Below are 26230 nucleotides of genomic sequence, written 5' to 3'. Positions count from 1 at the left end.
GCATGGTGGCCCTTCCGGGTCCGGCGCCGCTCGTCAGCCGGACCCGGAAGGGAGCTTTCAGGACGCCGAGGGCGTCCAGCCCGCGAGCCAGTCCGCGACCTCCTGGTTCGCGGCCTGCGCGTCGGTCAGGTGCGGCCGGTTGGAGCCCGCCGAACCCGCCCCCGCACCGGTGTTCTTGTACTCGGCGAACCGGTCGTCCTTCCACGAGAAGCCGCTCATGTCGGTCCACGGCGTGGACTTGATCGCGGCGCTCAGGCTGGTGTTGCGGACCGTGGTCTGCGGGTCGAGCGAGGCGTCACCGCCCGCGTGCCAGGGCCGGCCGAGGTAGAAGCTGCCGCCCGACACATCGCCGTTGACGGTGGAGTTGGCGATCAGGATGCCCTTGCGGTTCGCGGCGGTGCTCGGGGCGGTGACGTAGCCGGCCGAGGTGCCGTCCCAGCGCTTCTTCAGCGTGATGACGGACTTGTCGACGACGGCCGTGGCCCGCCCGAAGATGAAGTCGACGTTGCCGATGACGTAGGAGTTGCCGACGTAGACCCGGCCCAGCCGGTCCTTGGCGGCGGTGTCGAGCAGCAGCGTGTCCTGGTCGCCGCTGACGATGATCCCGTCCAGGAACACCTTGTCGGCGGCGGTCCGCAGCGCGACGGCCTGATGCCCGCTGAGCTGCTGGTTGGCCTTCTCGTCGAAGTCGTTGGAGATGGTCAGGTTGCGCGCCTGGAAGTCGTCGGCCTCGACGGCGACGGTGGCACTGCCGCCCGTGCCGTACGTGCCGCCGCCGGGCTTGGGCGTACCGGACGCGTTGTTGTAGACGATCGTCGTGTCCTTGCGGCTGCCGCCGGTGCCCTGGATGGTGACGTGCGGCTTGTTGGACGGCACCTTGACGAGCTCCCGGTACGTCCCCGGCTTCACGGCGATCACGACCCGTGACGGGTTGTTCGCCGGTACGGCGTTCACGGCGGCCTGCACGGACGTGTACTGCCCGCTGCCGTCCTTGGCCACGGTGAGGGTCGTCGCGGCGACGGCCTTGGTGGAGGCGGCGGCGGTCTTCCCGACGGAAGCGCGGGGCCCGGCACCGGACTTGAGGATCGACGGCAGGTCGGCGGCCTTGTCGAGGGAGTAGGGGTAGTAGGCCTTCGGATCGAAGGCGGTCCCGCCGCTCTCGTTGCGCCCGCTGGTGCCGGAGAAGGAGTTCCCGCGCTGGACGATGGCCGCGCCGCTGTCCTTGATGACGGGGTTCTTGACGCCCTGGAACAGGGAGTTCTCCAGGACCATCTTCGTCGCGCCGCGCGAGTAGTTGCCGTACGACGACTTGATGTCCGTGCCGGGGGCGTCCTCGAGGAAGTTGTTGTAGAGGTGCGCGTGGGCGGCGTTGTCGGTGGACGGGTTGCGCTGCTCGGTCTCGCGGATCCAGTTGTGGTGGATCGTGATGTCCGTCTTGACGTTCTCGGTCCAGCCGATGCCGAAGGTCTTGTTGTTGTCGCTCAGCTTGTTCCAGGAGACGGTGACGTTCGTACTGTCCTTGCGGACGTCGATGAGCCCGTCGGCCATGTGCCGCAGATCGTTGTGATCGATCCAGACGTGATGGGCGCCGTCCATCTGAACGGCGTCGAAGTCATGGTCCTTGTCGTTCCACACACCCTGGTACGAGTCCCGGATGGTCAGATTCCGGATGATCACGTTGTGGACCCCGGACCCGAGGAAGAACCCACCGCCGACGATGTGCCCCGAGGTCCCGGACCCGACGATGGTCTTGTCGGACTGCACCTTGATCTCTTTGCCGACCGGGTTCATCTTGATCGTCGCCGCGACGACGATGACGTACGGCTCGGCGGCCGTGGCGTACTTCTCCAGCTCGGCCTGCGTCTTCACGGTGACGATCTGGCCGCCGCGCCCGCCGTACGTCCCGTTCTGCCCGAGGGAGTTGACGGAGGCGAACCCGTCGGCGGTGTCGGTGGCCCAGGACGGGGCGGCGGCGGAGGCCTCCTGGGCGGTGGAGCCGAGGACGCCGAGGTCGGTGCCGTAGGCGAGGGTGCCGGCGGCGGTCAGGGCCAGCGGCACACCGACCGCCAGGGCCGTGCGGCTTCTGCGGTGCCGGGGCTTGCTGCGCAGCTCACTCATGCGGCGAATCCGTTCCGTGCGGGGGGATGATCCGGGGGTGGGTCGCCGCTGGGGGTGGAAAGGTTGCCGCTGTACGAGCCTTACTTGGTAGGGGACTTGAGGTCGAGGCGCTCCCCGCGACTGACCGCGACGCGCAGCAGGTCTTCCAGCGACTCCACCGCCCTTGTCAGTGCGAAAAGCACGGCGCGTTCACCGGCCTTGGGGTCCCCGAGTACGGCCTTGGCGCCCGCGAGCACCTGCTCGGCGGAGGCGAGTTGAGCGTCCTCGACCTCGTCGGCGAGCCGTGAGAGGAGGCTGTCCGGGTCGTCGGTGGAGAGGTAACAGGGCTTGCCGTCGGTGCCGGTCCAGGGGAGCAGCCTCATGCGAAGACCTCCACGGTGTTCATGTACGGCCGTACGAGCGGGGTGTCGATCACCAAGGGCTCCTCCGTGGCGAGGGGTCGGGCAGCGGGTGTCGGCGCGGGTGGGGCCGCCGTGGCTCGGTGACGCCCTCGGGCGGGCAGCAGACTCCGCACGAGGAGCAGCAGGACCGCCTCGCAGAGTTCAGCGATGTGCAGGCGCACGGAAGCGTCCCTTCTCAGGGCAGGCGACGGGGGTGTGACGAGCGGTGATTACCGTTCGTGCCTTCATCGTCACTGGTCGCGCGTACGCTGCGGAAGGGGCCAGGTGTTGCCTGGCGGTCCTGGCAACGGTTGGGGGTGACGTGGGCGAAGTGGTTGACGGGGAGCGGGAATCGGGGCGGGTCGCGCTCGGCCGGACGCTGAGGTTCCTGCGTGAGCAGGCGGGTAAGTCGCTCGGGCAGTTGTCCGAGGACACGGGGTACGACAAGAGCTACTTGAGCCGTCTGGAGAAGGGGGAGCGGCTCTCCAAGCGGGCGGTCATGGAGGACCTGGACAGCTACTACGGGTCCGGTGACCTGCTGGTTCGTGAGTGGCGGGACGCGCGGCGCGAAGTCATCAAGGACAAGTACAAGGCGTTCATGGACCTTGAAGCCACGGCCCAGATCATGTGGATGTTCCAGCTGCGCGTGCCGGGTCTCTTGCAGACCGAGGACTACGCCCGAGCGGTGTTGTCAGGGTTGTCTGGCGCCCAGACAACAGCAGGCAACAGCGAGGAAGTCGAGGAACAGGTGGCTGCGCGGATGGGGCGGCAGGAGTTGCTGCATCGCCAGTCGGCGCCGAGCGTGCGCGTGATTCTGGACGAGGGTGCGGTACGACGACCGGTTCCCAACCCGAAGGTCTGGGCCGACCAGTTGTCACACCTGGTGGACGCTGCGGAGCTGCCGAATGTCGCAATTCACGTGCTGCCTTACACGGCCGGTGTGCACGACCTTATGAACAGCGACCTCATCCTGCTGTGGCAGCGCGTCGGTGACCCCGTTGCCTACGTGGAGGGCAACGGGATCGGGCAGTTGATCGATGATCCGGACAGGGTCCTGTCCTACCGCTTGTCCTACGATCTCGTCAGGGATGCGGCGCTGAGCCCGGCGGAGTCGACGGCTTTCATCAAGCGCCTTCTGGAGGAGTGCAGACCATGAACCGAACCCCTGACCTCACCACCGCGGCGTGGCGTAAGTCGTCCTACAGCGACGGGGGCGCCTCGAACTGCCTGGAGGTCGCCGACAACCACCCCAGCATCGTCCCCGTCCGCGACAGCAAGCAGCCGGACGGCCCGATACTCGTGTTCGGCGCGAGCCCCTGGGCGTCGTTCCTCACGTACGTCACCAAGTAACTGTCGGGGCCGCCCGCTTCTTTGCCAGTGTCGTGCTTCCACGGCCTGCCTCAAGGGCGCTTCGCGTCGCCTTCGGCGATGGCCCTGCGGGCCACCCTTGACCCAGGCCGTTCCAGCACGGGTGAGAAGCGGGCAGCCCCGACAGTTTCTCGCGACTCCCCGGCTCACCTAACCCAACTCGGTTTCCAGACCTCCCCCTCAATCAGCCGTGGGCGTGTCGCCAGCAGGTGGTCGCGCAGGGCCGCCAGGCCGGGATGCGGATTGTCCGTGCGCCACAGGAGGGAGTGCGGGTAGACCGGGGTCGGGTCGCGTAGGGGGACGAGGCGCAGGTCGTGGTCGGCCGGCCAGACCAGCGGTGTTCGTTCGCTGAGGAAGGTCGCCAGGTTCGGGGAGCCCGCGATCGTGTCGAGGAGGGCCTCGATGCCGAAGTTGGGGCCGATGGTGTCGATGTCCGGGCCGAAAGTCTCGGCGAGTTCGTCGTAGTAGGCCGACCACTCCGTGCCGGGCGCGTTGCCCGGCATCCAGATCCGCTGCCCGGCCAGTTGCGCGGGTGTCACCGAGGCGGCTCGGGCGAACTCGTGGTCGGGGCCGACGCACAGGCGCATCGGCTCGTCCAGGACGGGGACGGCCTCGATGCCGTCGGGGAGCCGGCGCCCGGGCATGGTGACCGCACGGAACGTGGCGTCGACGGCCCCGTCCCGCACGGCGGCCACCGCCGTGTCCGCGTCGAAGAGCGTGACGACGTCCAGGGCGATCTCCGGGTGCGCCCGGTGGAAGTCCCGTACCAGCCCGGCCGGGGCGGCCCGGCGACCGAGGACGTCCACTCGTAGCGCGCGCTCCCCGGGGCGCACGGCCGCCACCGCCCGCTCCTCCGCCTGGAGCAGGGCCCGGGCGTGCGGCAGGAGGACCTGCCCGTCGATGGTGAGCTCCGCGCCGCGCGGCGTACGCACCAGCAGCCGTACCCCCAGGTCCTTCTCCAGCGCGGCGATCCGCTTGGAGACCGCCTGCTGGGTGAGAGACAGGTCCACGGCGGCTTTCTGGAACTGCCCGGCATCGGCGATCGCGACGAATGCCCGTACGGCTTTGAGGTCCACGGAGACAGCCTTCCACTCATGGACCGAGTACGCGGCGCAGGCCCGGCTCGACGTCCGGGGCGCTGATCCCGCCGTAGCCGAAGACGAAGCCCGGGCGTGCGGAACGGTTCGCGGCGATCTCCGCCAGGGTGTGGACCGCCACGCCGGACGCCCGGGCCCGGCGGGCGCGGTCCGCGAGGGCGTCGGGGTCGGCGAGGCGGCCTCGGGTGAACGCGGTCACGTGCAGGCCCGCGGCGGACGGCACCAGCTCGGACACGTCCGCGAAGTGGTCGGCGAGCGTGTGGGTGACGGCTCGGTGTCTGCTCGCGTACGTGTGCTGCATCCGGCGGATGTGCCGGGCGAGCAACCCGTCGTCGACGAAGCGGGCGAGGGCCGCCTGGGTGGGGACCGCCGTGTGCCAGTCGGCGGTGTACTTGGCGGTGCGCAGTGCCGTGCGCAGCGGGGCGGGCGCCACCAGGAAGCCGATGCGCAGGGAGGGCAGCATCACCTTGGAGAACGACCCCACGTAGATGACGTGTCCGTCCCGGTCCAGACCGTGCAGTGTCTCGACCGGCCGCCCGCTGAACCGGAATTCGCTGTCGTAGTCGTCCTCGATCACTGCCGTGCCGTGCCGTCGCGCCCACCGCAGCAGCGCCGCTCTGCGCCGCAGGGACATCGGCATCCCGAGCGGAAACTGGTGGGCGGGGGTGACGTACACGGCGCGGGTGTCCGGCGGGATGGCGTCCACCAGCAGGCCCTCGGCGTCCACCGGTACGCCCGTGACCTCGGCGCCCTGCGCCAGGAACGGCAGCCTGGCCGGTGGGTAGCCGGGCTCTTCCACGGCCACCCGGTCGCCCGGTTCGAGCAGCACCCGCCCGATGAGGTCCAGGGCCTGCTGCGTGCCGGTGGTCACCAGCACGTCGTCCGGACCGGTCCGCACGCCGCGGGAGAGTCCGATGTGCCGGGCGAGCGCGGCCCGCAGCCCGGCGTGGCCGGCCGGATCGCCGTACCCGAGCGCCCCGTCCGCCGAAAGGCGCAGTTCCCGGGCGATCAGGGGACGCCAGGTGTCGTACGGGAAGAGCCGGGCGTCCGGCAGGCCGATCCGGAAGTCGTGGGCCGCCGTCGTCGGTTCCGTGAACTCCGGGCCCGCCCAGGGGAACAGGCCCGCCCACACAGAGCGGGGGCGCAGTCCCGAGGCGGTGGTGCCGGTGGCGGTCGCCGCCCCGGGCGTGGGCAGGCCTGTCGTACGCACGTAGGTACCGGAGCCGACCCTGCTGTCCGCGTAGCCCTCGGCGACGAGCCGTTCGTAGGCGACGCCGACGGTGTTGCGGGCCACCTCGAGGCGACGGGCCAACTCCCGGGTCGGGGGCAGCGGGTCGCCGGGGCGCAGCAGTCCGTCGTGGATGGCGGTGCGCAGCCGGCGGTAGATCTGGCCCGACAGGTCGCGCCGCCCGTCGAGCCTGATGTGCACATCCATCCCGGCTCACCGCTCCTTCGACTCGGCCGCTGCTGCTGACTGTCTGACCGGCAATTGGCTCAATCAGTTGGCAGGTTATTGGCTCTGGGGCTGAACCGCTGAGTGAAATTACGCTCTGGCCATGGACATACGACGACTGGACCACCAGGCACTGTTACTGACCGGGGAGATGGTCTCCCGGGTCAAGACCGACCACTTGAGGCTGGCGACGCCATGCGCGGACTGGACCCTGTACGGCCTCCTGCGCCATCTGGTCAGCCAGAACGAGGGGTTCGCCGCCTCCGCCCGCGGCGCGGGTGAGCCGTGGGCCGTGTGGCGCGACGGCGAACTCGGTGACGACCCGGCCGCGGCGTACGAGGCGTCGGCGGACGAGGTCACCGCGGCGTTCGCGGAGGACGATGTGCTGGAGCGGCGGTTCGCGCTGCCCGAGGTGGGCGAGGGCTTCGCCGTCCCCGGACGGATCGCGATCGGCTTCCACCTGCTCGACTACGTGGTGCACGCCTGGGACATCGCGGTGACGATCGGCGCCCCGTGGGAGCCCGACGCCGAACTCACCGCCGCCGCGCTGCGCGTCGCCGCCCTGGTGCCGGACGAGGGCCGGGGGGCCGGTGCCGCGTTCCGCCGACGGATCGCCGTACCCGACGACGCCCCGCCGGGCGAGAGGCTGCTCGCCCTGCTCGGCCGCGACCCGTCCTGGACGCCGGCGCCGTGCTGAGGGGCCGCTGGTGCCGGGGTCCGGCCGGGGAACGGCTCGGCGACCGCGCCGCGGCGACTGGCGTCGACAGCGGCGGCGCCGGCAGCGGCGGCAGCGAGCGCGGTCGCCCGAGCGGCCCGCTGATCGTCAGCGTCACCGACTTCACCAGCGACGCGTACCGAGACCTGCCCGGCATCGCGCGTCGCGGTTTCGCGCTGCGGCGCCGCTGGCCGCAGCTCGCCGGAGCGGTCGGCATGTGGTTGTGGACCATGCCCTCGGCCCGGCGCTGCGGATCGGTCTCGGTGTGGGCCGGGCGGCGGGCCCTGGCGGAGTTCGTACGCCTGCCGGAGCATGTCGCGATCATGAACCAGTACCGTCGGCGAGGCACGATCAGGTCGGTGATCCTTGAGCACGAGAGCCTCGACACGGCGCGGATCCGGCGGGACGCGGAGGCATGGCTGACGTCGGACGATCACCGCCGTGCCGTGCGGGAGACGCCACGGCGGATGACCTGACCAGGGGCTTCTCAGCTCTGGGGCCGGGATCGGGAGGCGCCTTCGCCACCCACCCGCCGCACGTCTCCCGCCGGCCGCAGGCCGCCGGCCCGTCGCCGCAACGGCTCCACCGACCCCAGCGCCCCGACGAGCACCGCCCCGGCCAGCACCACCGCCCACCTGTCGTGTGCCGCCGCCCACCGGTCGTCCTCCACCGGTACGAACAGCGCCCAGCGTCCGGGCCAGAACAGCGCGGTCAGTACCGCCGAGGTCAGCAGGCCGGCCGCGACCGGCGGGCCGGGGCGTGTGGCCTCGCTGCAGCGCACCGCTACCGCCCCACCGGCCACCGCCAGGGCGAGGGCCGCCCCGGCCTCCAGCGTGATGTCGGCGACCGGCGGGCGTAGCTCCGGCGGCACGAGCAGCAGTGCTGCCGTCCACCAGGCCGCCGCGGCGGGGACGGCGAGGGACACCCGCAGCGCGATGCGGAGCGGGCGCGGGGTCGGCACGGTGGCCGTGGTGTGACGGGCCGGGTCGTCCAGGAGGAAGACCAGGCCCAGCGCGAAGGCCAGGACCGCGGCGCGCAGCAGGTGCAGGGAGAGGCGCTCGCCCGTCTCGCCGGTGATCCGGGAGAGCGCGGCGAGCAGCAGTCCCGCCGCGCCGGCCGTGCCGACCACGCCCAGGGGCAGGGTCCGGCAGACCGGGAGGATCAACTCCCGTGTCACTCGGAGCACTTGTCGTCCCCCTGGGGTGCCTTCACGCCCAGCAGCCGCGCCGCCCGGGCCGCCGTCACCTTCGGCTCGGTCAGTTCGGCCCAGTGGGACTTCACGCGGGCGGTGACCTCGCCGCGGGGCCGGTCCAGCAGTTCGCGCAGGACCTCCGTCTGGGCGGCCGTCATGTACATCCCGTCGGTCGGCTGGAGTACGTAGCCCGAGCCGGTCACCCTGTCGTCGAGGCGGACGCGGCGCAGGGACGCCACCGGGTCGGACTCCCAGCCCAGGGCCAGCCACATGACGGTCACCATGCGGCCGTCGCACATCGTCGTCGACGCCTTCTCGCTCCCCGCGACCAGCACGCCGGCCACGGCCGCCGAGAACTCGGGGACGCGGTTCCCGCCCCACCGGGTGCCCACGGTCACCTCGTGCGGCCGCTCCAGGGGCGTCAGCGCGGCATCGCCGGAGAGCCCGTAACTCGCCTCGATCCGCTGCCGTACGACGACCTTCCGCTCATGGGCGCTTCCCCCCGCCAGGGACCGCACCCGGTCCACGACCCCGGCCCAGTCCGCGACCCGCGGCCCCCACTCGGGGAACGCGCAGTACGTCGCCCCGTTCCGCCGGACGCAGGTCTGCACCTGGTCCGGGTGCGCGGTGGCCCGCTCCCGGGCCTTGACCAGCTCGGGCGAGTCGCCGCCGGCCTGGGCGACTCCGCCCACCAGCGTCATGGCCACCGCCCCGGCGACCCCGGCCATCACCGATGGCTTGCGGCCACCGGCGACCAGCACCGCCACCAGGCCCGCGCACAGCGCCAGCCCGGCCAGGTACAGCGCGTGCCAGGCGGCGGGCCGGCCGATGAGGTCGGACGGCAGCGTGTCGGCGGTCGGCTCGACGACCACCGGCATGAGCCACCGGGTCACGCCGTCGCTCGGGCCGCCTGTGAAGAACATGAACAAGAACAGGAAGAACACGACCGTCAGCGGGGCGGCGATCGCCGACCTCACCAGCGCGGCCATGAGCAGTCCGACCAGCCCGGACAGCAACACGACCAGCGGCCCCACGAGCAGTTCGGCCACCGAACCGTGCCCGATCGCCCCGGGCCTGAGCGCCTCGCGGCCGAACTCCGCTGCCACGCACACGGCGGTGAGCAGGGCGGCGGCCACGACCGACAGCGCGTGGGCGACCGTGCGCCGCCACGGCGGGAGGACCAGCACCGAGAGGTGATGCTCCGTCCCGTGCCGTCGCGAGCGCAGCGCGGCGTGGTTGACGGACAGCAGGACCGCGAGGCCGACCAGCATCGGTGCGCTCTGCGTGGCGCGGTCGACGTCCTGGAGGGCCGGGTAGCCGTCCCAGTTCTTCCCGCCCTGCCACACGGTCCAGCCGATGTACACGACGAAGGCGATGACCACCGGCAGCCTCGTCAGCAGCCGGCGCGTCTCGAACAGGGCCAGGGCCGCCACGGCCGCTCCCGGGGACCCGGGCCGCACCTCGGACACGACCGGCCTCTCCACCACCGTCGTCATGCCGCCACCTCCACGGCGTCGCCGTCGAGGGTGAGCAGGTAGCCGTCCTCCAGGGTGGGTTCGAGCAGTTCGGCGCCGTCCGGCGGATCCCCGACGTTCCGGAAGGTGCCGGTCCCCGTACGCCACCCGGCCTTGGCGCCCGGATCGCGCTCCGTGCTGCTCCACACCCGCCCGGCGGCCCGGGCCGTCAGTTCAGCCGGAGTGCCCTCGAACCGCACCCGGCCCCCGGCCATGACCAGCACCCGGTGGCAGAGCATCGCCACGTCCTCCGTCTGGTGGGTGGACAGCAGCACCGTGCGGCCCTCCCCGGCGCCCGCGATCAGCTCCCGGAACCGCATGCGCTGCTCGGGGTCCAGCCCGACGGTGGGCTCGTCCAGCACCAGGAAGCCGGGGTCACCGACCAGGGCGGCGGCCAGGGCGACCCGCTGCCGCATGCCGCCGGACAGCTTGCGGATCCGCTTGCCGCGCACGTCGGCCAGGCCCACCTCGTCGAGCACGCGCCGCACCTCGCGGTGCCGGGCGGCCCGGTCGGTCATCTCCTTGAGGATCGCCACGTAGTCGACGAACTCGAACGCGGTGAAGTCCGGGTGGAACCCCGGCGTCTGCGGCAGATAGCCCAGCCTGCGCCGCACCTCCTGCCTGCCGCGCACGGTGCCGGGGTCGTGCCCGAGCACGGTGAAGGCGCCCCGGTCGGCGGGCAGGGCCGTGGCGAGGACCCGCAGCAGTGTGGTCTTGCCGGCGCCGTTGGGGCCGAGCAGCCCGGTGACGCCGCCGGTCAGCCGCAGCGACACGTCGTCGAGGGCCCGGGTGCCGCCGTAGCGGAGGCTGAGCCCGGAGGCGGACACGGTCGGAGTCATACGGCACGTCCCTGGAAGAGGTCGAAGCGGTCACGGAAGAGGAAGAGCAGCCCGGCGGCGAGCGCGGCGACCAGCGCCGCCACGCCCTGCCCGGCGGCGGTGAACGGCGCGAGCGGCACGTCGGGGCCGGCCCGCAGGCCTTGGGCCAGCACCAGCAGCCCGACCCACGCCCCGCCGGCCAGCGACGGCGCGAGCACCGGCCCCAGCCTGGGTGTCAGCGCCAGCCCGGTCGCGGTGAGCGCGAGTGCGGGCAGCAGCCAGGCCAGCGCACGCAGCCCGTACTCGGGCAGCGCGAGCGTCGCGAGGCCGTTCAGCCCCAGCACCACGCCCAGCACGGCCACCGTCCGGATCATCAGCAGCCGGAACCCGTGCATCGGCGCGACGACGGCCATCTCGTACGTCGGGTCCAGCGCGGGCCCGTACGACAGTGCCACGCCAGCGAGCGGCAGCAGCGGCGCGAGCGCGAGGAACAGCGTGGGGAACTCCCCGTTCCGTGCGACATGCCCCGCCCCGACGCTCAGCAGCAGCACGAGGACGACGGCCCCCAGCCACGACCGCCGCAGCACCGGTGCCGCCGCCAGCAGCCGCGCGGTGTGCCCGGCCACCCCGGCCCGCACCAGCAGCGACTCCAGCAGCCCCGCCCGGGGCGCGTCGAGTTCGGCGTCGAGCCGCTCCCACCCCGCGTCGAGCGCGACCGGGTCGCTCACCTCGGCGAGCACGCCCCGGCACGCGGCGCAGGCGCCCAGGTGCGCGTCGGCGGACCACAGGGCCGGTGCCGCCAGCTCGCCGCGCGCGTAGGCGCGCAGATCCTCTTCAGGCACGTGCCAGCTCATGCCAACGCCTCCCGCAGCTGCTTGCGGGCCCGCATCGCCCGCGTCTTGACCGTCCCCGGCGGAATCCCCAGCAGCACGGCGGCCTCCCGGGTCGTCAGGCCGTCGATGACGGTCGCCTGCAGCACCGCCCGCAGCTCCGGCGACAGCCGGACCAGCGCGACGGCGAGGTCCCCGTGCTCCACCCCCGCGAGCACGCGCTCCTCCGCCGACACCTCGTCCCGGTGCCGCAGCCGCGCCAGCGCCTGCCGCAGCCGCCCGCGCGCCCCGTCCCCCCGCAGCGCGTCCACCAGCCGCCGCGACCCGATCCGCCACAGCCACCCGGCCACATCGCCCTCCTCCCGGTAGCGGGCCTTGCCCCGCCACACCGCGAGGAACGTCTCCTGCACGACGTCGTCGACGACACCCAGATCGGCGCACCGGCCCCGCAGCCGGGCACGGAGCCACGGCGCGTACCGCCGGTACAGCTCCTCGAAGGCACGCCGGTCGGCGTCCGCGGCGACGGCCCGCAGCAGCTCCCCGTCGCTTCTCGTTTCGCTCACGTCTCCTCATCGGACCGCCCGGCTCGAACGGTTCACGAAAGCACGCCCGACTTTTCCGCGCCGCTCACCGCGTCCACAGCCTGTGGACGGCCCGTCCATGGCCCGGCCGCCCTCTCCGAAACCCCCGCGAGCCGCCCCGCGCTATCCCACACGTCATGTCTCCGTAACCATCGATTCAGACGAGCTTGCGAGGCTCGGCCAATGACTCCCGCCGTGCCAGAGCCTTCACCGCCCCCACAGGGGCCTGGGGGGAATGGGACCACTCATGTGACGCCCCCGATCCCGCCCGCGCTTTCCGACGCGCCCGTGATGCTCGCGGCGCGGAAGAATGGGGCCATGAGCCAGCCGAACACCCAGGCACAGGTCCAGCACGCGCAGCCCTCCGTGGGCTCCATCGCAGCGCACCGCCCGCACACCATCGCGGCGGCCGTCTCCGACCTCGAACCCGACATCGACGCCGACCTCGACGCGTACGAGGAGTCGCCGCACGACGGCCCCCAGCTGCCGCAGGGCCGTTTCCTCGACCGGGAGCGAAGCTGGCTCGCGTTCAACGAACGCGTTCTCGAACTCGCCGAGGACCCGAACACGCCCCTGCTGGAGCGGGCCAACTTCCTCGCGATCTTCGCCAGCAACCTGGACGAGTTCTTCATGGTCCGGGTGGCCGGCCTGAAGCGCCGTATCGCCACCGGCGTGGCCACCCGCTCCGCCTCCGGCCTCCAGCCCCGCGAGGTGCTGGAGATGATCTGGGCCCGCTCCCGCGAGATCATGGCCCGGCACGCCGCCTGCTACCACGAGGACGTCGCCCCCGCACTCGCGGAGGAGGGCATCCACCTGGTCCGCTGGAGCGAGCTCCAGGAGAAGGAGCAGGCCCGCCTGTTCACCCTGTTCCGGCACCAGATCTTCCCCGTGCTGACCCCGCTCGCGGTCGACCCGGCCCACCCCTTCCCGTACATCTCCGGCCTGTCCCTGAACCTCGCCGTCGTCGTACGGAACCCGGTCACGGGCCACAAGCACTTCGCCCGCGTCAAGGTGCCGCCGCTGCTGTCCCGCTTCCTGGAGAGCTCCCCGGGCCGCTACGTCCCCATCGAGGACGTCATCGCCGCCCACCTGGAAGAGCTGTTCCCGGGCATGGAGGTGCTGGAGCACCACGCCTTCCGCCTCACCAGGAACGAGGACCTGGAGGTCGAGGAGGACGACGCCGAGAACCTGCTCCAGGCCCTGGAGAAGGAGCTCATGCGGCGCCGCTTCGGGCCGCCGGTGCGCCTGGAGGTCGAGGAGTCCATCGACCGCGAGGTCCTGGACCTGCTCGTCCGGGAGCTGAAGATCAGCGAGGCCGAGGTGTACCCGCTGCCGGGCCCGCTGGACCTCACGGGCCTGTTCCGGATCGCCTCCCTGGACCGGCCGGAGCTGAAGTACCGCAAGTTCGTCGCCGGCACCCACCGCGACCTCGCCGAGGTCGAGTCGGCGTCCGCGCCGGACATCTTCGCCGCCCTGCGCGAGCGTGACGTCCTGCTGCACCACCCGTACGACTCGTTCTCCACCTCCGTCCAGGCCTTCCTGGAGCAGGCCGCCGGCGACCCGGACGTCCTCGCGATCAAGCAGACCCTGTACCGGACCTCGGGCGACTCGCCCATAGTCGACGCCCTCATCGAGGCCGCCGAGACCGGCAAGCAGGTCCTCGTCCTGGTCGAGATCAAGGCCCGCTTCGACGAGCACGCCAACATCAAGTGGGCGCGCAAGCTGGAGGAGGCCGGCTGCCACGTGGTCTACGGCCTGGTCGGCCTGAAGACCCACTGCAAGCTGTCGCTGGTGGTCCGCCAGGAGGGCGAGACGCTCCGCCGCTACAGCCACGTCGGCACCGGCAACTACCACCCGAAGACGGCCCGTCTCTACGAGGACCTCGGCCTGCTCACGGCCGACCCGCAGGTCGGCGCCGATCTCTCGGACCTCTTCAACCGCCTCTCCGGCTACTCCCGCCGCGAGACCTACCGCCGCCTCCTGGTGGCCCCCAAGTCGCTGCGCGACGGCCTGGTCTCGCGGATCACCAAGGAGATCCAGCACCACCGCGCCGGACGGCCCGCGTACGTCCGCATCAAGGTCAACTCGATGGTCGACGAGGCCATCATCGACGCCTGCTACCGCGCGGCCCAGGCGGGCGTGCCGGTGGACGTGTGGGTGCGCGGCATCTGCGCGCTGCGCCCGGGCGTGGCGGGCCTGTCGGAGAACATCCGGGTCCGCTCCATCCTCGGCCGCTTCCTGGAGCACTCCCGTGTCTTCGCCTTCGGCAACGGCGGAGAGCCCGAGATCTGGTTCGGCAGCGCCGACATGATGCACCGCAACCTCGACCGCCGGATAGAAGCCCTGGTCCGGGTCACCGACCCGGCCCACCGGGCGGCCCTGAGCCGGCTGCTGGAGACCGGCATGTCCGACGCCACCGCCTCCTGGCACCTCGGCCCGGACGGCGACTGGACCCGGCATGCGACCGACGCGGACGGCCAGCCCCTGCGCAACGTCCAGGAGATGCTCATAGACGCCCGGAGGCGCCGGCGTGGCACAGCGACACCTTGACCCGACGGACCCCCTGGCCGGGCCCGCCCCCACCGGGGACACCCTCGCGGGTTACCTGCGGGCCCAGGCCACGGAGTTCCTCCGCGCGCTGCGCCTGCACCGGGAGACCGGTTCCGGGGCGAACGGCTCGGAGGGGTCCGTCGAGGCGGCCCGCGCGCTGCGCCGCTCGGCCCGCCGCATCAGCGCCGGCCTGCACACGTTCCAGCCCCTCCTCGACACGGACTGGTGCGAGGGCATGCGCCCCGAACTGGCCTGGGTCTCGGGCACCCTGGCCATGGAACACGCGTACACGGCCCGCCTGGAACGCCTGCTGAGCGCTCTGCACCGCTTGTCGGGCTCCGACCGAGCTGCGGGCACGCATGCGGACGCAGCCGCGGGCGCGCGGGGCGACCTAGCCGCGGGCGCGCGCGCGGACGCAGCCGCGGGCAGCCGTGCCGACGTAGCTGCGGGCAGTCGTGCCGCTGGGGCGGCACCCGTCCCAACGAGAGCGGCACCCCGCGATGCCGGGCTGCGCACCCCCCCGCCCCCAGCACAAGAACGCAGCAACCTGACAGTCGGAGCAGCAAAAGCAGGCGCCCTACTGGACCGCCAGCTCACCCTCGCCCGCACCCGAGCCCACTCCACCGCCCTGCAAGCCCTCGGCTCCAGCCGCTTCCACGCCATCGCGGACAAGGTCGCCGTCCTGGCCAGCGAGGTCCCGCTGAACTCATCCGCGGCCACCACAGACCTCCGCCCCCTCGCCACCGCCGCGAAGGACCGCCTCGCCGATGCCGTAACCGCCCTCCCCCTCGTCACCGCGGGCCACCCGTACAACGCCGCCGCGCTCATCCACGGCCTGTCCCCGGACACGGTCCCGCACCCCCAGGACGCCCCCTGGCACCAGGTCCGCCTGCTCCTGCGCCTGCACCGCTACGCCCGCGAAGCCGTCAGCGGCCCGAAGGGCAACGCCGTCGTCGACCTGCGCCTGCTCTCCGCGGGCCAGGCCCTGAACCGCCACCGCGACGCCTCGGAGGCGGCGGCAGCGGCGGCCCAGGCGGCCCGTACGCCCCGGATCGCCCCGGCCACGGCCTACGCCCTCGGCGTGCTCCACGCCGACCAGCGGCACGAGGTGGAGGCGGCGCGCTTCGCGTTCCAGCAGGCCTGGCAGAAGGAGGAAGAGGCGGCGGAGGCGGTGAGCACGCGGTGAGTCCGAGTTCCGGCTCCCCCGGGTCCGGGGACACCACCGTGCAGGCGGCCGGCTGCGTCCTGTGGCGCCGCTCCCCCGCCACCGGCGAGCTGGAGCTCTGCCTCGTACACCGGCCGAAGTACGACGACTGGTCCTGGCCGAAGGGCAAGCTGAAGCGCGGCGAGGAGCCGCTCGCCGGCGCCCTGCGCGAGGTGGCCGAGGAGACGGGCTGCCGGGCCCAGCCGGGCGCCGAGCTGCCCACCCAGCGCTATCGGGCGGACGGCCGCCCCAAGCAGGTCCGCTACTGGGCGGCCGAGGCGGTGTCCTGCGCGTTCACCCCGACCGACGAGGTGGACCGCGTGCTGTGGCTGACACCTGTCGCCGCCCGCGCCCGCCTCACCCAGCCCCACGACCGCACCTTGGTCGACGCGCTGCTCGCCGTGCTGGACCGGCCGCAACAGGCCGGAAAAGCGGACTGAACCCCTCAGTTCCGGAAAGCGGAACCCGCACGTGCTCTCCCCGTGAGCATTCCGTGACCTAACCGCACCTTAGGCAGGGGTTCACCCCTAGTTCATTTGTGTCCTTCGGCGCCTTCATCTGATCTGCCTAATTTCGGCCGTAACAGATGCGAGCCGCGCCTGCTGTGCGCGGGCTCGTCCAGCCACACCCAGACTTCGCACGCCGCCGATCAGGACGGCGGCTCCTGGAAGGAACTCAAGTGAAGCTTCAGCGCATGAACCGGCGGGCCCTCGCTCTCGGTGCTCTCGCCGTCTCCGGCGCCCTGGCCCTCACGGCGTGCGGCTCGGACGAGACCGGCAACCCGGGCGGAGGCTCCTCCAACGCCGCCGCGCCGAGCAACATCAAGTGTGACGACGCCTCGGGCCAGGTACTCGCCGACGGCTCCTCCGCGCAGAAGAACGCGGTCGACGCGTGGGTCAAGCAGTTCTCGGCGGCCTGCAAGGTGGAGATCAACTACAAGGCCGGCGGTTCCGGTGCCGGTGTCACCGCGTTCACGCAGGGCCAGGTCCCCTGGGCCGGTTCGGACTCGGCGCTGAAGCCCGACGAGGTCGAGGCCTCCAAGAAGATCTGCTCCGGCGGCCAGGGCATCGACCTGCCGATGGTCGGCGGCCCCATCGCCGTCGGTTACAACGTCCCGGGCGTCGACAAGCTCGTCCTGGACTCGGCGACGATCGCCAAGATCTTCGACAGCAAGATCAAGAACTGGAACGACCCGGCGATCGCGAGGCTGAACCCCGACGCGAAGCTGCCCAACCTGAAGATCCAGGCGTTCCACCGCTCGGACGAGTCCGGCACCACGGACAACTTCACCAAGTACCTGATCGCCACCGCCAAGAAGGACTTCCCCTACGAGGGCGGCAAGGCCTGGCAGGCCCAGGGCGGCCAGTCCGCTCCGCAGTCCTCCGGTGTCGCCGCACAGGTCAAGCAGACCGCCGGCGCGATCGGCTACTTCGAGCTGTCGTACGCCAAGGACGGAATCAAGACCGTCGCCATCGACACCGGCGCCGACAAGCCGGTCGAGGCGACCGTCGACAACGCCACCAAGGCGATCGCGGAGGCCAAGGTCGTCGGCACCGGCAAGGACCTCGCGCTGAAGCTGAACTACGGGACCAAGGCCGACGGCGCCTACCCGATGGTCCTGGTGACGTACGAGATCGTCTGCGACAAGGGCAACAAGGCCGACACCCTGCCCGCGGTCAAGGCGTTCCTGCGCTACGCGGCCTCGGAGGACGGCCAGAAGATCCTCGCCGAGAACGACTACGCGCCCATGCCCGAAGAGATCATCACCAAGGTTCGCACGACTGTCGAGAGCCTGAGCTGACCTGAGTGCGGTCCGGTCCCCCCAGCGGGACCGGACCGCACCGTCCGGTGCACCGCCGCCAAGGGCCGCACAGCACGTGCGGTTCCGCAGACCGGAGAACCCGATGGACACAACACAGATAGCTGACGCACCTCCCCCCACGCAGCCGCCCACGGCCGAGCAGAAGCGCGCGGCCCGTGGCGCCACCCGGCCCGGAGACCGGATCTTCCTCGGTCTGTCCCGTGGCTCGGGCATCCTGCTGCTGGTGATCATGGCCGCGATCGCGGGCTTCCTCACCTACCGCGCCGTCCTCGCCATCAGCAAGGACGACGGCAACTTCCTGACCACCTTCGAGTGGAACACCGGTGTCAACCCGCCGGTCTTCGGCATCGCGGTCCTGGCCTACGGCACGATCGTCTCCTCGGTCATCGCCATGGTCATCGCGGTCCCGGTCTCGGTCGCCATCGCGCTGTTCCTCACGCACTACGCCCCGCGCCGGCTGCGCGGCCCCATCGCCTATGTGATCGACCTGCTGGCCGCCGTGCCGTCCATCGTCTACGGCCTCTGGGGCGCCCTGGTCCTCGTCCCGCACATGAACGGCCTCTTCGGCTGGCTGAACGACTACCTCGGCTGGACGGGCATCTTCTCCTGGCAGAACGGCGCCCCGCGCTCCATGCTCACCGTGGGCATCCTGCTCGCGATCATGATCCTGCCGATCATCACCAACGTGAGCCGCGAGGTCTTCCGCCAGGTCCCGCAGATGCACGAGGAGGCCGCCCTGGCGCTCGGCGCCACCCGCTGGGAAGTGATCCGCATGGCGGTCATTCCCTTCGGCCGCTCCGGTGTCATCTCGGCCTCGATGCTCGGCCTCGGCCGCGCCCTCGGCGAGACGATGGCCGTCGCCACCGTGCTCTCGCCCGACTTCCTGATCCACACCAGCCTGCTCGACCCGGGCGGCGGCACGTTCGCCCAGAACATCGCCAGCAAGTTCAGCGAGGCCACCGAGTTCGGCCGTGACGCGCTGATCGCCTCCGGTCTGGTCCTGTTCGTCATCACCCTGCTGGTCAACGGCGCGGCCCGCGCGATCATCGCCCGCCGCAAGGAGTACTCGGGGGCCAACGCATGAGCACCACACCCTCCCTCGCCGCCAAGCGCCCCAGCACCCTGCGCGGCGGCCACCTGCCCAAGTGGGCCCCGTGGGCCATCGCCGCCGGATCCGTCGCCCTCGGACTCGGCGTCAGCGCCGCCGCCGGCCTGCACAGCAGCGTCCAGTGGGCACTGATCGCCGCGATCGTGTACGTCCTCGGTACGTACGTCATCGCGGCCCGGGTCGAGAACCGCCGCCAGGCCAAGGACCGCGTGGTCACCTCGCTGGTGTGGGTCGCGTTCCTGCTCGCCGTGGTGCCGCTGGCCTCGCTGGTGTGGTCGACCGTCAAGCGCGGCCTGAAGGTCTTCGACCTCTACTTCCTGACCCACTCCATGGGCGTGGTCGCCGACTCGGAGACGGGCGGCGGCATCTACCACGCCATTCTCGGCACGCTGGAGCAGGTCGGCCTCGCCACGCTGATCGCCGCGCCGGTCGGCGTGCTCACCGCGATCTACCTGGTGGAGTACGGGCGCGGCAACCTCGCCCGGGCCGTCACCTTCTTCGTCGACGTCATGACCGGCATCCCGTCGATCGTCGCGGGCCTGTTCATCCTCAGCCTCATGCTGATGTTCGATCTGGAGCCCTTCGGCTTCGCCGGGTCACTCGCCCTCGCGATCCTGATGATGCCGGTCGTCGTCCGCTCCACGGAGGAAATGCTCAAGCTCGTCCCGAACGAGCTGCGCGAAGCCTCCCTCGCGCTCGGCGTGCCCAAGTGGCGCACCATCCTGAAGGTCGTCCTGCCGACCTCGCTCGGCGGCATCACCACCGGCATTATGCTGTCCATCGCCCGCATCGCCGGTGAGACCGCGCCCGTGCTGCTGCTGGTGTTCGGCAGCAAGTTCATCAACGCCAACCCCTTCGAGGGCGCGCAGGCGTCGCTCCCGCTGTACATCTACCAGCAGTACGGATCGGGCGAGGTCACGGCGTACGACCGCGCCTGGGCGGCGTCGCTCACCCTGATCGCCTTCGTGATGATCCTGAACCTGGTGGCCCGCGGCATCGCCCGCTGGAAGGCCCCGAAGACCGGTCGCTAAAGCATCCATGTGCGGCTACCGCCGCGTGGCGACCACAGCGACCGATCTGACTGTCTGGAAGTGAAGTAATCATGGCCAAGCGAATCGACGTAAGCGGACTGACCGCCTACTACGGCGCCCACAAGGCGATCGAGGACATCTCGATGACCGTGGAGCCGCGCTCGGTGACGGCGTTCATCGGCCCGTCCGGATGCGGCAAGTCGACGTTCCTGCGCACGCTGAACCGTATGCACGAGGTGACGTCCGGCGGCCGGGTCGAGGGCAAGGTGCTCCTCGACGACGAGGACCTCTACGGCACGGGCATCGACCCGGTGTCGGTGCGCCGCGAGGTCGGCATGGTGTTCCAGCGCCCGAACCCGTTCCCCACGATGTCGATCTTCGACAACGTGGCGGCGGGCCTGCGCCTGAACGGCAACTACAAGAAGAGCGAGCTCAGCGACATCGTCGAGAAGTCGCTCAAGGGCGCGAACCTCTGGAACGAGGTCAAGGACCGCCTGAACAAGCCCGGCTCGGGCCTCTCCGGCGGTCAGCAGCAGCGTCTGTGCATCGCGCGGGCGATCGCGGTGGAGCCGAACGTCCTGCTCATGGACGAGCCCTGCTCGGCCCTGGACCCGATCTCCACCCTCGCCATCGAGGACCTGATCGGCGAACTGAAGGAACGCTTCACGATCGTCATCGTGACGCACAACATGCAGCAGGCGGCGCGCGTCTCCGACCGCACGGCGTTCTTCAACCTCGCGGCGGTCGGCCAGCCCGGCAAGCTCATCGAGATCGACGACACGGAGCGCATCTTCTCCAACCCGTCGGTCCAGGCCACGGAGGACTACATCTCCGGCCGCTTCGGCTGAGCCGCCCCTCGCCGAGACCCCTCGCGGTGCTGCATGGCGGTGCCACCGCGAGGCCGAAAAGGGCCCGCCCCTCTCCCAGGGGCGGGCCCGTTCGTGTTCCTGAGCTGCGGGCATACGTGCCTCCCCAGTGCCTTAAAGGCCTGGGAGGTGCCCCCAGGCGGCACGGGTGGGCGCAGCGGAACCTCGTCGCGCCGAGCTGCGCAACGCCCCGCCCCCAGCACCAACGCCGAGCAGCACCTACAGAAACGCCAGACTCACGATCCCGTACGAAGCCGCAGCCACCGCCGCCGCAGCCGGCATCGTGATGAACCACCCCAGGATGATGTTCTTGGCGACACCCCACCGCACGGCATTCACGCGCTTGGTCGCCCCGACCCCCATGATCGCCGACGTGATGACATGCGTCGTAGAAATCGGCGCCTTGAACAGGAACGCCGTGGCGAACATGATCGACGCCCCCGTCGTCTCCGCCGCGAACCCCTGCGGCGGATCCAGCTCGATGATCTTCCGCCCCAGCGTCCGCATGATCCGCCATCCACCGGCATACGTGCCCAGCGACAGCATCACCGCACAGGCGATCTTCACCCACACCGGAATCGGATCGCCGTAGTCCTCGACATCCGCGATGACGAGCGCCATCACCACGATGCCCATCGTCTTCTGCGCGTCCTGAAGGCCGTGCCCCAGCGCCATCCCGGCCGCCGAGACGGTCTGCGCGATGCGGAACCCGCGCTTGGCCTTGTGCGGGTTCGCCTTCCGGAATATCCACATGATCGCGGTCATCACGAGATAGCCGGCCAGCAGACCGACCACCGGGGATATGAACATGGGGATGACGACCTTCTCCAGCACCCCGTGCCAGTAGACCGTCGTCCCACCGGCGAGCGCCGCCCCCACCATGCCGCCGAACAGCGCGTGCGAGGAGGACGACGGCAGCCCGAAGTACCAGGTGATCAGGTTCCAGGTGATCGCACCCACCAGCGCGGCGAAGAGGATCCCCATCCCCTTCGACCCCACGGGCGTCTGGATCAGCCCCTCGCTGACGGTCTTGGCGACCCCGGAGCCCATGAACGCACCGGCGAGGTTCATCACCGCGGCCATGGCCAGCGCGGCCCTCGGCGTCAGCGCCCGCGTCGACACGGACGTGGCGATCGCGTTCGCCGAGTCGTGGAAACCGTTGGTGTACGTGAAGAAGAGCGCGACCGCGATGGTCACGACCAGAGCAAAGGTGTCCATGAAGGGCTCAGGACTCCTTGACGGCGATGGTCTCCACCGTGTTCGCCACGTGCTCGAACGCGTCCGCCGCTTCCTCCAGCACGTCCACGATCTGCTTCAGCTTGAGGACCTCCATGGCGTCGTACTTGCCGTTGAAGAGGTGCGCGAGCAGCTTGCGGTGGATCTGGTCGGCCTGGTTCTCCAGCCGGTTGACCTCGATCCAGTACTCGGTGAGGTTCTCCATCGTCCGCAGGTGCGGCATCGCTTCGGCCGTCAGTTCGGCCGCGCGCGCCAGCACCTCGATCTGCTGGTCGACGCCCTTGGGCAGTTCCTCGACGTTGTAGAGGACGACCAGGTCGACGGCCTCCTCCATGAAGTCCATGATGTCGTCGAGGGACGAGGCGAGGGAGTAGATGTCCTCGCGGTCGAACGGCGTGATGAACGAGGAGTTCAGCTGGTGGAAGATCGCGTGCGTGGCGTCGTCACCTGCGTGTTCCGCTGCCCGCATACGCTCTGCGATCTCGGCCCGGGCGGAAGCGTCCGCCCCGAGCAGTTCCATCAGGAGTTTCGAGCCCGTGACGATGTTGTCCGCGGATGCGGCGAACATGTCGTAGAAGCTCGTCTCCCTGGGGGTCAGACGAAAGCGCACGTGGGGTCCTCGGCTTGCTTCGGTTTCGGTCAGGCTGATGCTAGGCGCATCATTCGGCCACGGCTATCGGGCCGCCCACCAGTGTCGCCCATCAGGCACAGTGATGAGCACGGGGGCGGTCCAAGGGCCGTATACCCCGCAAAGTTCGGTACCATATACCCACTAGGGGTATATGTCGGCGCACAGCCCACATATGTCGGCGCACAGCCCACCAGGAGGACGCGATGACGGACGTGACCGACGTTACGAATGCCGGGGATGTCACGGATGTCACCGCCGCAGCGGATGTCGTGACCGACCACGACCGGGGCGTGCACGGGTACCACAAGCAGAAGGACGAGCACCTCAAGCGCCTGCGCCGCATCGAGGGGCAGATCCGCGGCCTGCAGCGGATGGTCGACGAGGACGTCTACTGCATCGACATACTCACCCAGGTCTCCGCCTCCACCAAGGCCCTGCAGTCCTTCGCCCTCCAACTGCTGGAGGAGCACCTGCGCCACTGCGTCGCCGACGCAGCGAGCAAGGGCGGCGACGAGATCGACGCGAAGGTGAAGGAGGCGACCCAGGCGATCGCCCGCATGCTGCGGACCTGAGCCGGGCTTCTCCCCGTTCAGCGCCTGGAGGTGTCGCGCTCCTCGGCCACTTTCAGCACCTCGTCGATGCTCTCCAGGCTGAGCCGCTCCTCGTCGGCGGCCGATGCCGCGATGATCAGCTCTCCGCACAGCTCGATCTCGGCGAGGGCCACGTGGTCCTGAACTGCCGTACCGCCGACCGGAGCCACGTGCATCACCTCGTCTCTGCCGTTACCGACTTCCTAGAGTAGGGAGCGGCCTACACACCGCGCATGGCACGGACGGGCTAGTTCGCGCCGGTCACTCCTCGGCGATCTTGCCCGTGTAGATGTCGTCGGTGTCCGGCAGCCGTACGCGCACCGGGGCCCCGAAATCGTAGAGCAACGTGGTCGAGGCGACGGCCACGGGGCTCTTCTGCTGCCCGCTCACGAAGCTGAACCGGTGCCGGACCTTGCGGATCCGTCCCTCGTCGTCGAGGTAGACGTCGAACGGCACTTCGGCCGTGGCGAACCCTTTCGCCGCCGCGCTCAGGGACGCCTTGTTGCCGTCGGAGGCCTTCTTCGCGGCGGCGCCGAGATCCGCCGTGCCCCGGTAGTGCCGCACCCCGGTGCCCGCGACCTCGGTCCGGCCCACGAACTTCGCCGCCCGCGTCCCGCGCAGCACCTCGGCCGCCGTGAACGGATCGGTGGCCCCGCCGGTGACGAGGTTCCCGTCGGACAGGGCCCGCGTCTCCACCCGCACCCACTTGTCCGGGGGCACACCGGCGCCCCGGTTCTTCATGAAGAGCGCTCCCGGCGCGAGCAGTTCGGTGATGGGCCGGCGCTCGGCGGCCCCCGCGGGATCCTGCGGCAGCAGCACCTTCAGCCGCCCCATCCGCTGCCGGTAGTCGTAGCCCCCCGCGCCCCGGATGGTCACCCGGGTCCCGCCGGCGGCCATCTCCATCGACGTCCGGGCCTTCGAACTCCCCGCCTCCACCAGCCGGTCCGCGGCCCGGTGCAGTACGACGACCGCGTCCCCGCCCCGGGCGTCACCGGCCAGCGCGTCACCGCTCGCGCACCCTCCGGCCCCCAGCCCCACCCCGGCCACGACGCCGGCCGCGACGACCGCCGCACCCGTCCGCCCGCGCCGCCGTTCCCGCTGCCGCCCAGTCATCGCCTGCCTACCCCCAGCCGGTACGTCCGTCACGGGCCCCCTTGTTGTTCCGGTTAACGACCGGTATGTGCCCCCGTCACGCGAGCCCGCGGCAGCCGGCATACGAAGCCTTTACCCGCGCTGGGTAACGTGGTCGCCGTGGCGCAGCAGGAAGGGCTGGAAGCTCCCCCCAACCTCCCGGAACACCGCACGACGACACAGGAGAAAGGCCGCTTCTGCATGGCCCGCTGCACCTGCGGCTGGTACGGCCCGGCCAGACGAGCGAGAAGCCAGGCACGCACGGACGCGGAGAACCACCGGTCCGGCTGACGCGGTCGTCACCGGGCGACGGGCTCCGTATGGAACCCTCGCCCCCACCACCCCGTCTCCCACGACGGAACCACCGGGAGGCCCCATGGAACGGCGTACATTCCTCGCAGTCGGCACGGCGGGCATCGCCGCGGCCGCAACCCCCCTCACCGCCGCCTGCACGACATCGGACACCCGCGCCAGGACCACGGCCACCGCCAGAACCGCCGCCACCAAGAGCACCGCCGCCGACTGGTCCGCCCTCGCGCGCGACCTCGACGGCCCCCTCGTCCGGCCGGGCGACGCCGACTGGAAAACGGCCCGGCAGCTCTACAACACCCGTTTCGACACGCTCAAGCCCGCCGCGGTCGCGTACGTGTCCCACCCGGACGACATCCGTACCGCTCTGGCCTACGCCCGCGGCCACTCCCTGCGCGTGGCGATCCGCAACGGCGGCCACTCCTACGCCGGTTGGTCCTCCGGCGACGGCCGTCTGATCATCGACGTCTCGAAGCTCAACCGCGTCCGGGCCTCCGGCAACACGGCGGTGGTCGGCGCCGGCGCCAAACTCATCGACGTCTACCGCGCGCTGGCCGCCAAGGGCGTCACGATCCCCGCCGGCTCCTGCCCCACCGTCGGCGTCTCCGGCCTCACCCTCGGCGGCGGACACGGCGTGGTCTCCCGCGCCTACGGCCTGACCTGCGACAGCCTCACCCGCGCCACCCTGATCACCGCGGACGGCAAGCAGCTCACCGCCGACGCCCGCGAGCACAAGGACCTCTTCTGGGCCCTGCGCGGCGCCGGCAACGGCAACTTCGGCGTGGTGACGGAACTGCACTTCAAGACCCACCCGGCCCCGCAGGGCGTCTCGGCGTACCTGTCCTGGCCGGGGTCGAAGGCGGCCGCGGTGGTGAAGGCCTGGCAGGAGTGGGGCCCCTCACAGCCCGACGAGATCTGGTCCTCCCTCCACCTGGCGAACGCCGCCGGCGGCAACCCGACCGTCTCCGTCGCGGCCTTCTCCCTGGGCACCTACGGCGAGCTGAAGAACGCGGTCGACCGCCTCGCCGACCGCGTCGGCGCCCCGGCGAGCAGCGTCTCCCTGCGGCGCCGCTCGTACGAGGAGTCGATGGAGGTGTACGCCGGCTGCTCCTCGTTCCCGACGGACGCCCAGTGCCATCTGCCCGGCTCCACCCCGGGCCGTTCCCCGCAGGGCGCGCTGGGGCGCGAGACGTACGCCGCGGCGTCGGACTTCTTCGACCGCTCCCTGTCCGCGGCCGGCATCCGCACCCTGCTGTCCCAGATCAGGTCGGTACGCGGCGGCACGGGCAGCATCGCCCTCACGGCCCTCGGCGGAGCGGTGAACCGGGTCTCCCCGACCTCCACGGCCTTCGTCCACCGCCGCTCCCGCATGCTGGCCCAGTACATCGCCGCCTGGCGCCCGGGCACGACGGGCACCACGGCCCGCGACTGGCTGGCCTCTGCCCACAAGTCCATGCGCCCGTACGCCTCAGGAGCGGCCTACCAGAACTACACGGACCCGACCCTGACCAACTGGCGCAAGGCGTACTACGGCGACGCGGCAACCCGCCTGACAAAACTGAAGAAGCAGTACGACCCGACCCGCTTCTTCACGTACCCGCAGGCGCTCTAGGACCCGCTGAGCTGCGGGCAGTCGTGCCTCCCCCAGTGCCTTAAGGGCCTGGGAAGTGCCCCCAGGCGGCCGGG

Annotated in this window: 28 protein-coding genes; 14 read left to right on the top strand and 14 right to left on the bottom strand. The window is 71.0% G+C overall.

The window, feature by feature from the left end; translation table 11 throughout:
• Positions 1 to 57: 57 nt before the first annotated feature.
• The 3 genes from ACIBL4_RS31535 to ACIBL4_RS31525 form a co-directional block, all read right to left on the bottom strand.
• The gene (locus tag ACIBL4_RS31535; RefSeq protein WP_399415191.1) at positions 58 to 2118 is read right to left on the bottom strand and encodes a pectinesterase family protein; all 2061 of its coding nucleotides are present in this window, start codon (positions 2116 to 2118) and stop codon (positions 58 to 60) included.
• 80 nt (positions 2119 to 2198) lie between these two features.
• Entirely contained in the window at positions 2199 to 2480 is a 282-nt protein-coding gene (locus ACIBL4_RS31530; RefSeq protein WP_399415190.1) for a hypothetical protein, read from the bottom strand.
• Entirely contained in the window at positions 2477 to 2680 is a 204-nt protein-coding gene (locus tag ACIBL4_RS31525; RefSeq protein ID WP_399415189.1) for a hypothetical protein, read from the bottom strand. The genes ACIBL4_RS31530 and ACIBL4_RS31525 overlap by 4 nt, the downstream gene beginning before the upstream one ends.
• A gap of 140 nt (positions 2681 to 2820) precedes the next feature.
• Here ACIBL4_RS31525 and ACIBL4_RS31520 point away from each other — a divergent pair, with 140 nt between their 5' ends.
• Both ACIBL4_RS31520 and ACIBL4_RS31515 read left to right on the top strand, forming a co-directional pair.
• Positions 2821 to 3654 (top strand): helix-turn-helix domain-containing protein, encoded by an 834-nt coding sequence (locus ACIBL4_RS31520; protein ID WP_399415188.1) that lies wholly within the window; start codon positions 2821 to 2823, stop codon positions 3652 to 3654.
• Positions 3651 to 3848: a DUF397 domain-containing protein gene (locus ACIBL4_RS31515; protein ID WP_399415187.1), complete on the top strand. Its 198-nt coding sequence runs from the start codon at positions 3651 to 3653 to the stop codon at positions 3846 to 3848. Before ACIBL4_RS31520 ends, ACIBL4_RS31515 begins: the two co-directional genes overlap by 4 nt.
• A gap of 164 nt (positions 3849 to 4012) precedes the next feature.
• Here the strand turns inward: ACIBL4_RS31515 and ACIBL4_RS31510 are convergent, their stop codons facing one another.
• Entirely contained in the window at positions 4013 to 4942 is a 930-nt protein-coding gene (locus ACIBL4_RS31510) for a LysR family transcriptional regulator (protein WP_399415186.1), read from the bottom strand.
• Between the two features lie 16 nt (positions 4943 to 4958).
• Entirely contained in the window at positions 4959 to 6398 is a 1440-nt protein-coding gene (locus ACIBL4_RS31505) for a PLP-dependent aminotransferase family protein (protein ID WP_399415185.1), read from the bottom strand.
• A 121-nt stretch (positions 6399 to 6519) separates the two neighbouring features.
• Between ACIBL4_RS31505 and ACIBL4_RS31500 the strand changes: the two genes are divergently transcribed.
• Positions 6520 to 7113: a TIGR03086 family metal-binding protein gene (locus ACIBL4_RS31500; protein ID WP_399415184.1), complete on the top strand. Its 594-nt coding sequence runs from the start codon at positions 6520 to 6522 to the stop codon at positions 7111 to 7113.
• Positions 7107 to 7607: a hypothetical protein gene (locus ACIBL4_RS31495; protein ID WP_399415183.1), complete on the top strand. Its 501-nt coding sequence runs from the start codon at positions 7107 to 7109 to the stop codon at positions 7605 to 7607. The genes ACIBL4_RS31500 and ACIBL4_RS31495 overlap by 7 nt, the downstream gene beginning before the upstream one ends.
• An 11-nt stretch (positions 7608 to 7618) precedes the next feature.
• On the opposite strand, the gene ACIBL4_RS31490 is transcribed toward ACIBL4_RS31495, so the two are convergent.
• The 5 genes from ACIBL4_RS31490 to ACIBL4_RS31470 are packed head-to-tail and all read right to left on the bottom strand — an operon-like array spanning position 7619 to position 12048.
• A complete protein-coding gene (locus ACIBL4_RS31490) occupies positions 7619 to 8317 on the bottom strand; it encodes an ABC transporter (protein ID WP_399415182.1) in 699 nt (232 codons plus the stop codon).
• The gene (locus tag ACIBL4_RS31485) at positions 8305 to 9819 is read right to left on the bottom strand and encodes an ABC transporter permease (RefSeq protein WP_399415181.1); all 1515 of its coding nucleotides are present in this window, start codon (positions 9817 to 9819) and stop codon (positions 8305 to 8307) included. Before ACIBL4_RS31485 ends, ACIBL4_RS31490 begins: the two co-directional genes overlap by 13 nt.
• On the bottom strand, positions 9816 to 10676 hold the full coding sequence (locus tag ACIBL4_RS31480; RefSeq protein WP_399415180.1) for an ABC transporter ATP-binding protein: 861 nt from the start codon (positions 10674 to 10676) through the stop codon (positions 9816 to 9818). Before ACIBL4_RS31480 ends, ACIBL4_RS31485 begins: the two co-directional genes overlap by 4 nt.
• Entirely contained in the window at positions 10673 to 11509 is an 837-nt protein-coding gene (locus ACIBL4_RS31475) for a zf-HC2 domain-containing protein (protein WP_399415179.1), read from the bottom strand. Before ACIBL4_RS31475 ends, ACIBL4_RS31480 begins: the two co-directional genes overlap by 4 nt.
• Positions 11506 to 12048 carry an RNA polymerase sigma factor gene (locus tag ACIBL4_RS31470; RefSeq protein ID WP_399415178.1) on the bottom strand — a complete coding sequence of 181 codons (543 nt, stop codon included), beginning with the start codon at positions 12046 to 12048 and terminating at the stop codon, positions 11506 to 11508. Before ACIBL4_RS31470 ends, ACIBL4_RS31475 begins: the two co-directional genes overlap by 4 nt.
• 201 nt (positions 12049 to 12249) lie before the next feature.
• On the opposite strand from ACIBL4_RS31470, the gene ACIBL4_RS31465 reads away from it, so the two are divergent.
• The 7 genes from ACIBL4_RS31465 to pstB all read left to right on the top strand — a co-directional run bounded on the left by ACIBL4_RS31465 (position 12250) and on the right by pstB (position 20629).
• The gene (locus ACIBL4_RS31465; protein WP_399415177.1) at positions 12250 to 14616 is read left to right on the top strand and encodes an RNA degradosome polyphosphate kinase; all 2367 of its coding nucleotides are present in this window, start codon (positions 12250 to 12252) and stop codon (positions 14614 to 14616) included.
• Positions 14597 to 15802: a CHAD domain-containing protein gene (locus ACIBL4_RS31460; protein ID WP_399415176.1), complete on the top strand. Its 1206-nt coding sequence runs from the start codon at positions 14597 to 14599 to the stop codon at positions 15800 to 15802. The genes ACIBL4_RS31465 and ACIBL4_RS31460 overlap by 20 nt, the downstream gene beginning before the upstream one ends.
• The gene (locus ACIBL4_RS31455; protein WP_399415175.1) at positions 15799 to 16260 is read left to right on the top strand and encodes an NUDIX hydrolase; all 462 of its coding nucleotides are present in this window, start codon (positions 15799 to 15801) and stop codon (positions 16258 to 16260) included. The genes ACIBL4_RS31460 and ACIBL4_RS31455 overlap by 4 nt, the downstream gene beginning before the upstream one ends.
• Positions 16261 to 16499: 239 nt before the next feature.
• Positions 16500 to 17621, top strand: coding sequence for a phosphate ABC transporter substrate-binding protein PstS (gene pstS / locus ACIBL4_RS31450; protein ID WP_399415174.1), 1122 nt, complete (start codon positions 16500 to 16502; stop codon positions 17619 to 17621).
• 103 nt (positions 17622 to 17724) lie between these two features.
• Positions 17725 to 18726, top strand: a complete 1002-nt coding sequence (pstC, locus tag ACIBL4_RS31445; protein WP_399415173.1) for a phosphate ABC transporter permease subunit PstC — start codon at positions 17725 to 17727, stop codon at positions 18724 to 18726.
• Entirely contained in the window at positions 18723 to 19781 is a 1059-nt protein-coding gene (pstA, locus tag ACIBL4_RS31440; RefSeq protein ID WP_399415172.1) for a phosphate ABC transporter permease PstA, read from the top strand. The genes pstC and pstA overlap by 4 nt, the downstream gene beginning before the upstream one ends.
• A 71-nt stretch (positions 19782 to 19852) precedes the next feature.
• Positions 19853 to 20629, top strand: a complete 777-nt coding sequence (gene pstB, locus ACIBL4_RS31435) for a phosphate ABC transporter ATP-binding protein PstB (protein ID WP_356927837.1) — start codon at positions 19853 to 19855, stop codon at positions 20627 to 20629.
• Positions 20630 to 20866: 237 nt separating this feature from the next.
• Here the strand turns inward: pstB and ACIBL4_RS31430 are convergent, their stop codons facing one another.
• Both ACIBL4_RS31430 and ACIBL4_RS31425 read right to left on the bottom strand, forming a co-directional pair.
• Positions 20867 to 21865, bottom strand: coding sequence for an anion permease (locus ACIBL4_RS31430; RefSeq protein WP_399415171.1), 999 nt, complete (start codon positions 21863 to 21865; stop codon positions 20867 to 20869).
• Between the two features lie 7 nt (positions 21866 to 21872).
• On the bottom strand, positions 21873 to 22493 hold the full coding sequence (locus tag ACIBL4_RS31425) for a DUF47 domain-containing protein (protein WP_059418711.1): 621 nt from the start codon (positions 22491 to 22493) through the stop codon (positions 21873 to 21875).
• 224 nt (positions 22494 to 22717) lie between these two features.
• On the opposite strand from ACIBL4_RS31425, the gene ACIBL4_RS31420 reads away from it, so the two are divergent.
• Positions 22718 to 23086, top strand: a complete 369-nt coding sequence (locus ACIBL4_RS31420; RefSeq protein ID WP_399415170.1) for a metal-sensitive transcriptional regulator — start codon at positions 22718 to 22720, stop codon at positions 23084 to 23086.
• A 17-nt stretch (positions 23087 to 23103) separates the two neighbouring features.
• Here ACIBL4_RS31420 and ACIBL4_RS31415 read toward each other — a convergent pair whose 3' ends face one another.
• Both ACIBL4_RS31415 and ACIBL4_RS31410 read right to left on the bottom strand, forming a co-directional pair.
• Positions 23104 to 23274 carry a hypothetical protein gene (locus ACIBL4_RS31415; RefSeq protein WP_399415463.1) on the bottom strand — a complete coding sequence of 57 codons (171 nt, stop codon included), beginning with the start codon at positions 23272 to 23274 and terminating at the stop codon, positions 23104 to 23106.
• Positions 23275 to 23365: 91 nt separating this feature from the next.
• The gene (locus tag ACIBL4_RS31410) at positions 23366 to 24217 is read right to left on the bottom strand and encodes a hypothetical protein (RefSeq protein ID WP_399415169.1); all 852 of its coding nucleotides are present in this window, start codon (positions 24215 to 24217) and stop codon (positions 23366 to 23368) included.
• 138 nt (positions 24218 to 24355) lie between these two features.
• Between ACIBL4_RS31410 and ACIBL4_RS31405 the strand changes: the two genes are divergently transcribed.
• Positions 24356 to 24526 carry a hypothetical protein gene (locus tag ACIBL4_RS31405; RefSeq protein ID WP_399415168.1) on the top strand — a complete coding sequence of 57 codons (171 nt, stop codon included), beginning with the start codon at positions 24356 to 24358 and terminating at the stop codon, positions 24524 to 24526.
• Between the two features lie 85 nt (positions 24527 to 24611).
• Positions 24612 to 26156 carry an FAD-dependent oxidoreductase gene (locus ACIBL4_RS31400; protein ID WP_399415167.1) on the top strand — a complete coding sequence of 515 codons (1545 nt, stop codon included), beginning with the start codon at positions 24612 to 24614 and terminating at the stop codon, positions 26154 to 26156.
• Positions 26157 to 26230 lie beyond the last annotated feature (74 nt).

This window comes from Streptomyces sp. NPDC050416 (assembly GCF_044458845.1).
Lineage (GTDB): Bacteria > Actinomycetota > Actinomycetes > Streptomycetales > Streptomycetaceae > Streptomyces.
The sequence above is the reverse complement of the archived record's forward strand: the minus strand, read 5'-3'. Positions and strand labels throughout refer to the sequence as shown.

What these genes read in the sequence shown, in the direction of transcription:
- ACIBL4_RS31535 (WP_399415191.1), bottom strand. Translation starts at nt 2,118, where the DNA reads ATGAGTGAGCTGCGCAGCAAGCCCCGGCACCGCAGAAGCCGCACGGCC.
- ACIBL4_RS31530 (WP_399415190.1), bottom strand. Translation starts at nt 2,480, where the DNA reads ATGAGGCTGCTCCCCTGGACCGGCACCGACGGCAAGCCCTGTTACCTC.
- ACIBL4_RS31515 (WP_399415187.1), top strand. Translation starts at nt 3,651, where the DNA reads ATGAACCGAACCCCTGACCTCACCACCGCGGCGTGGCGTAAGTCGTCC.
- ACIBL4_RS31505 (WP_399415185.1), bottom strand. Translation starts at nt 6,398, where the DNA reads ATGGATGTGCACATCAGGCTCGACGGGCGGCGCGACCTGTCGGGCCAG.
- ACIBL4_RS31500 (WP_399415184.1), top strand. Translation starts at nt 6,520, where the DNA reads ATGGACATACGACGACTGGACCACCAGGCACTGTTACTGACCGGGGAG.
- ACIBL4_RS31485 (WP_399415181.1), bottom strand. Translation starts at nt 9,819, where the DNA reads ATGACGACGGTGGTGGAGAGGCCGGTCGTGTCCGAGGTGCGGCCCGGG.
- ACIBL4_RS31480 (WP_399415180.1), bottom strand. Translation starts at nt 10,676, where the DNA reads ATGACTCCGACCGTGTCCGCCTCCGGGCTCAGCCTCCGCTACGGCGGC.
- ACIBL4_RS31475 (WP_399415179.1), bottom strand. Translation starts at nt 11,509, where the DNA reads ATGAGCTGGCACGTGCCTGAAGAGGATCTGCGCGCCTACGCGCGCGGC.
- ACIBL4_RS31465 (WP_399415177.1), top strand. Translation starts at nt 12,250, where the DNA reads ATGACTCCCGCCGTGCCAGAGCCTTCACCGCCCCCACAGGGGCCTGGG.
- pstC (WP_399415173.1), top strand. Translation starts at nt 17,725, where the DNA reads ATGGACACAACACAGATAGCTGACGCACCTCCCCCCACGCAGCCGCCC.
- pstA (WP_399415172.1), top strand. Translation starts at nt 18,723, where the DNA reads ATGAGCACCACACCCTCCCTCGCCGCCAAGCGCCCCAGCACCCTGCGC.
- pstB (WP_356927837.1), top strand. Translation starts at nt 19,853, where the DNA reads ATGGCCAAGCGAATCGACGTAAGCGGACTGACCGCCTACTACGGCGCC.
- ACIBL4_RS31430 (WP_399415171.1), bottom strand. Translation starts at nt 21,865, where the DNA reads ATGGACACCTTTGCTCTGGTCGTGACCATCGCGGTCGCGCTCTTCTTC.
- ACIBL4_RS31420 (WP_399415170.1), top strand. Translation starts at nt 22,718, where the DNA reads ATGACGGACGTGACCGACGTTACGAATGCCGGGGATGTCACGGATGTC.
- ACIBL4_RS31410 (WP_399415169.1), bottom strand. Translation starts at nt 24,217, where the DNA reads ATGACTGGGCGGCAGCGGGAACGGCGGCGCGGGCGGACGGGTGCGGCG.
- ACIBL4_RS31400 (WP_399415167.1), top strand. Translation starts at nt 24,612, where the DNA reads ATGGAACGGCGTACATTCCTCGCAGTCGGCACGGCGGGCATCGCCGCG.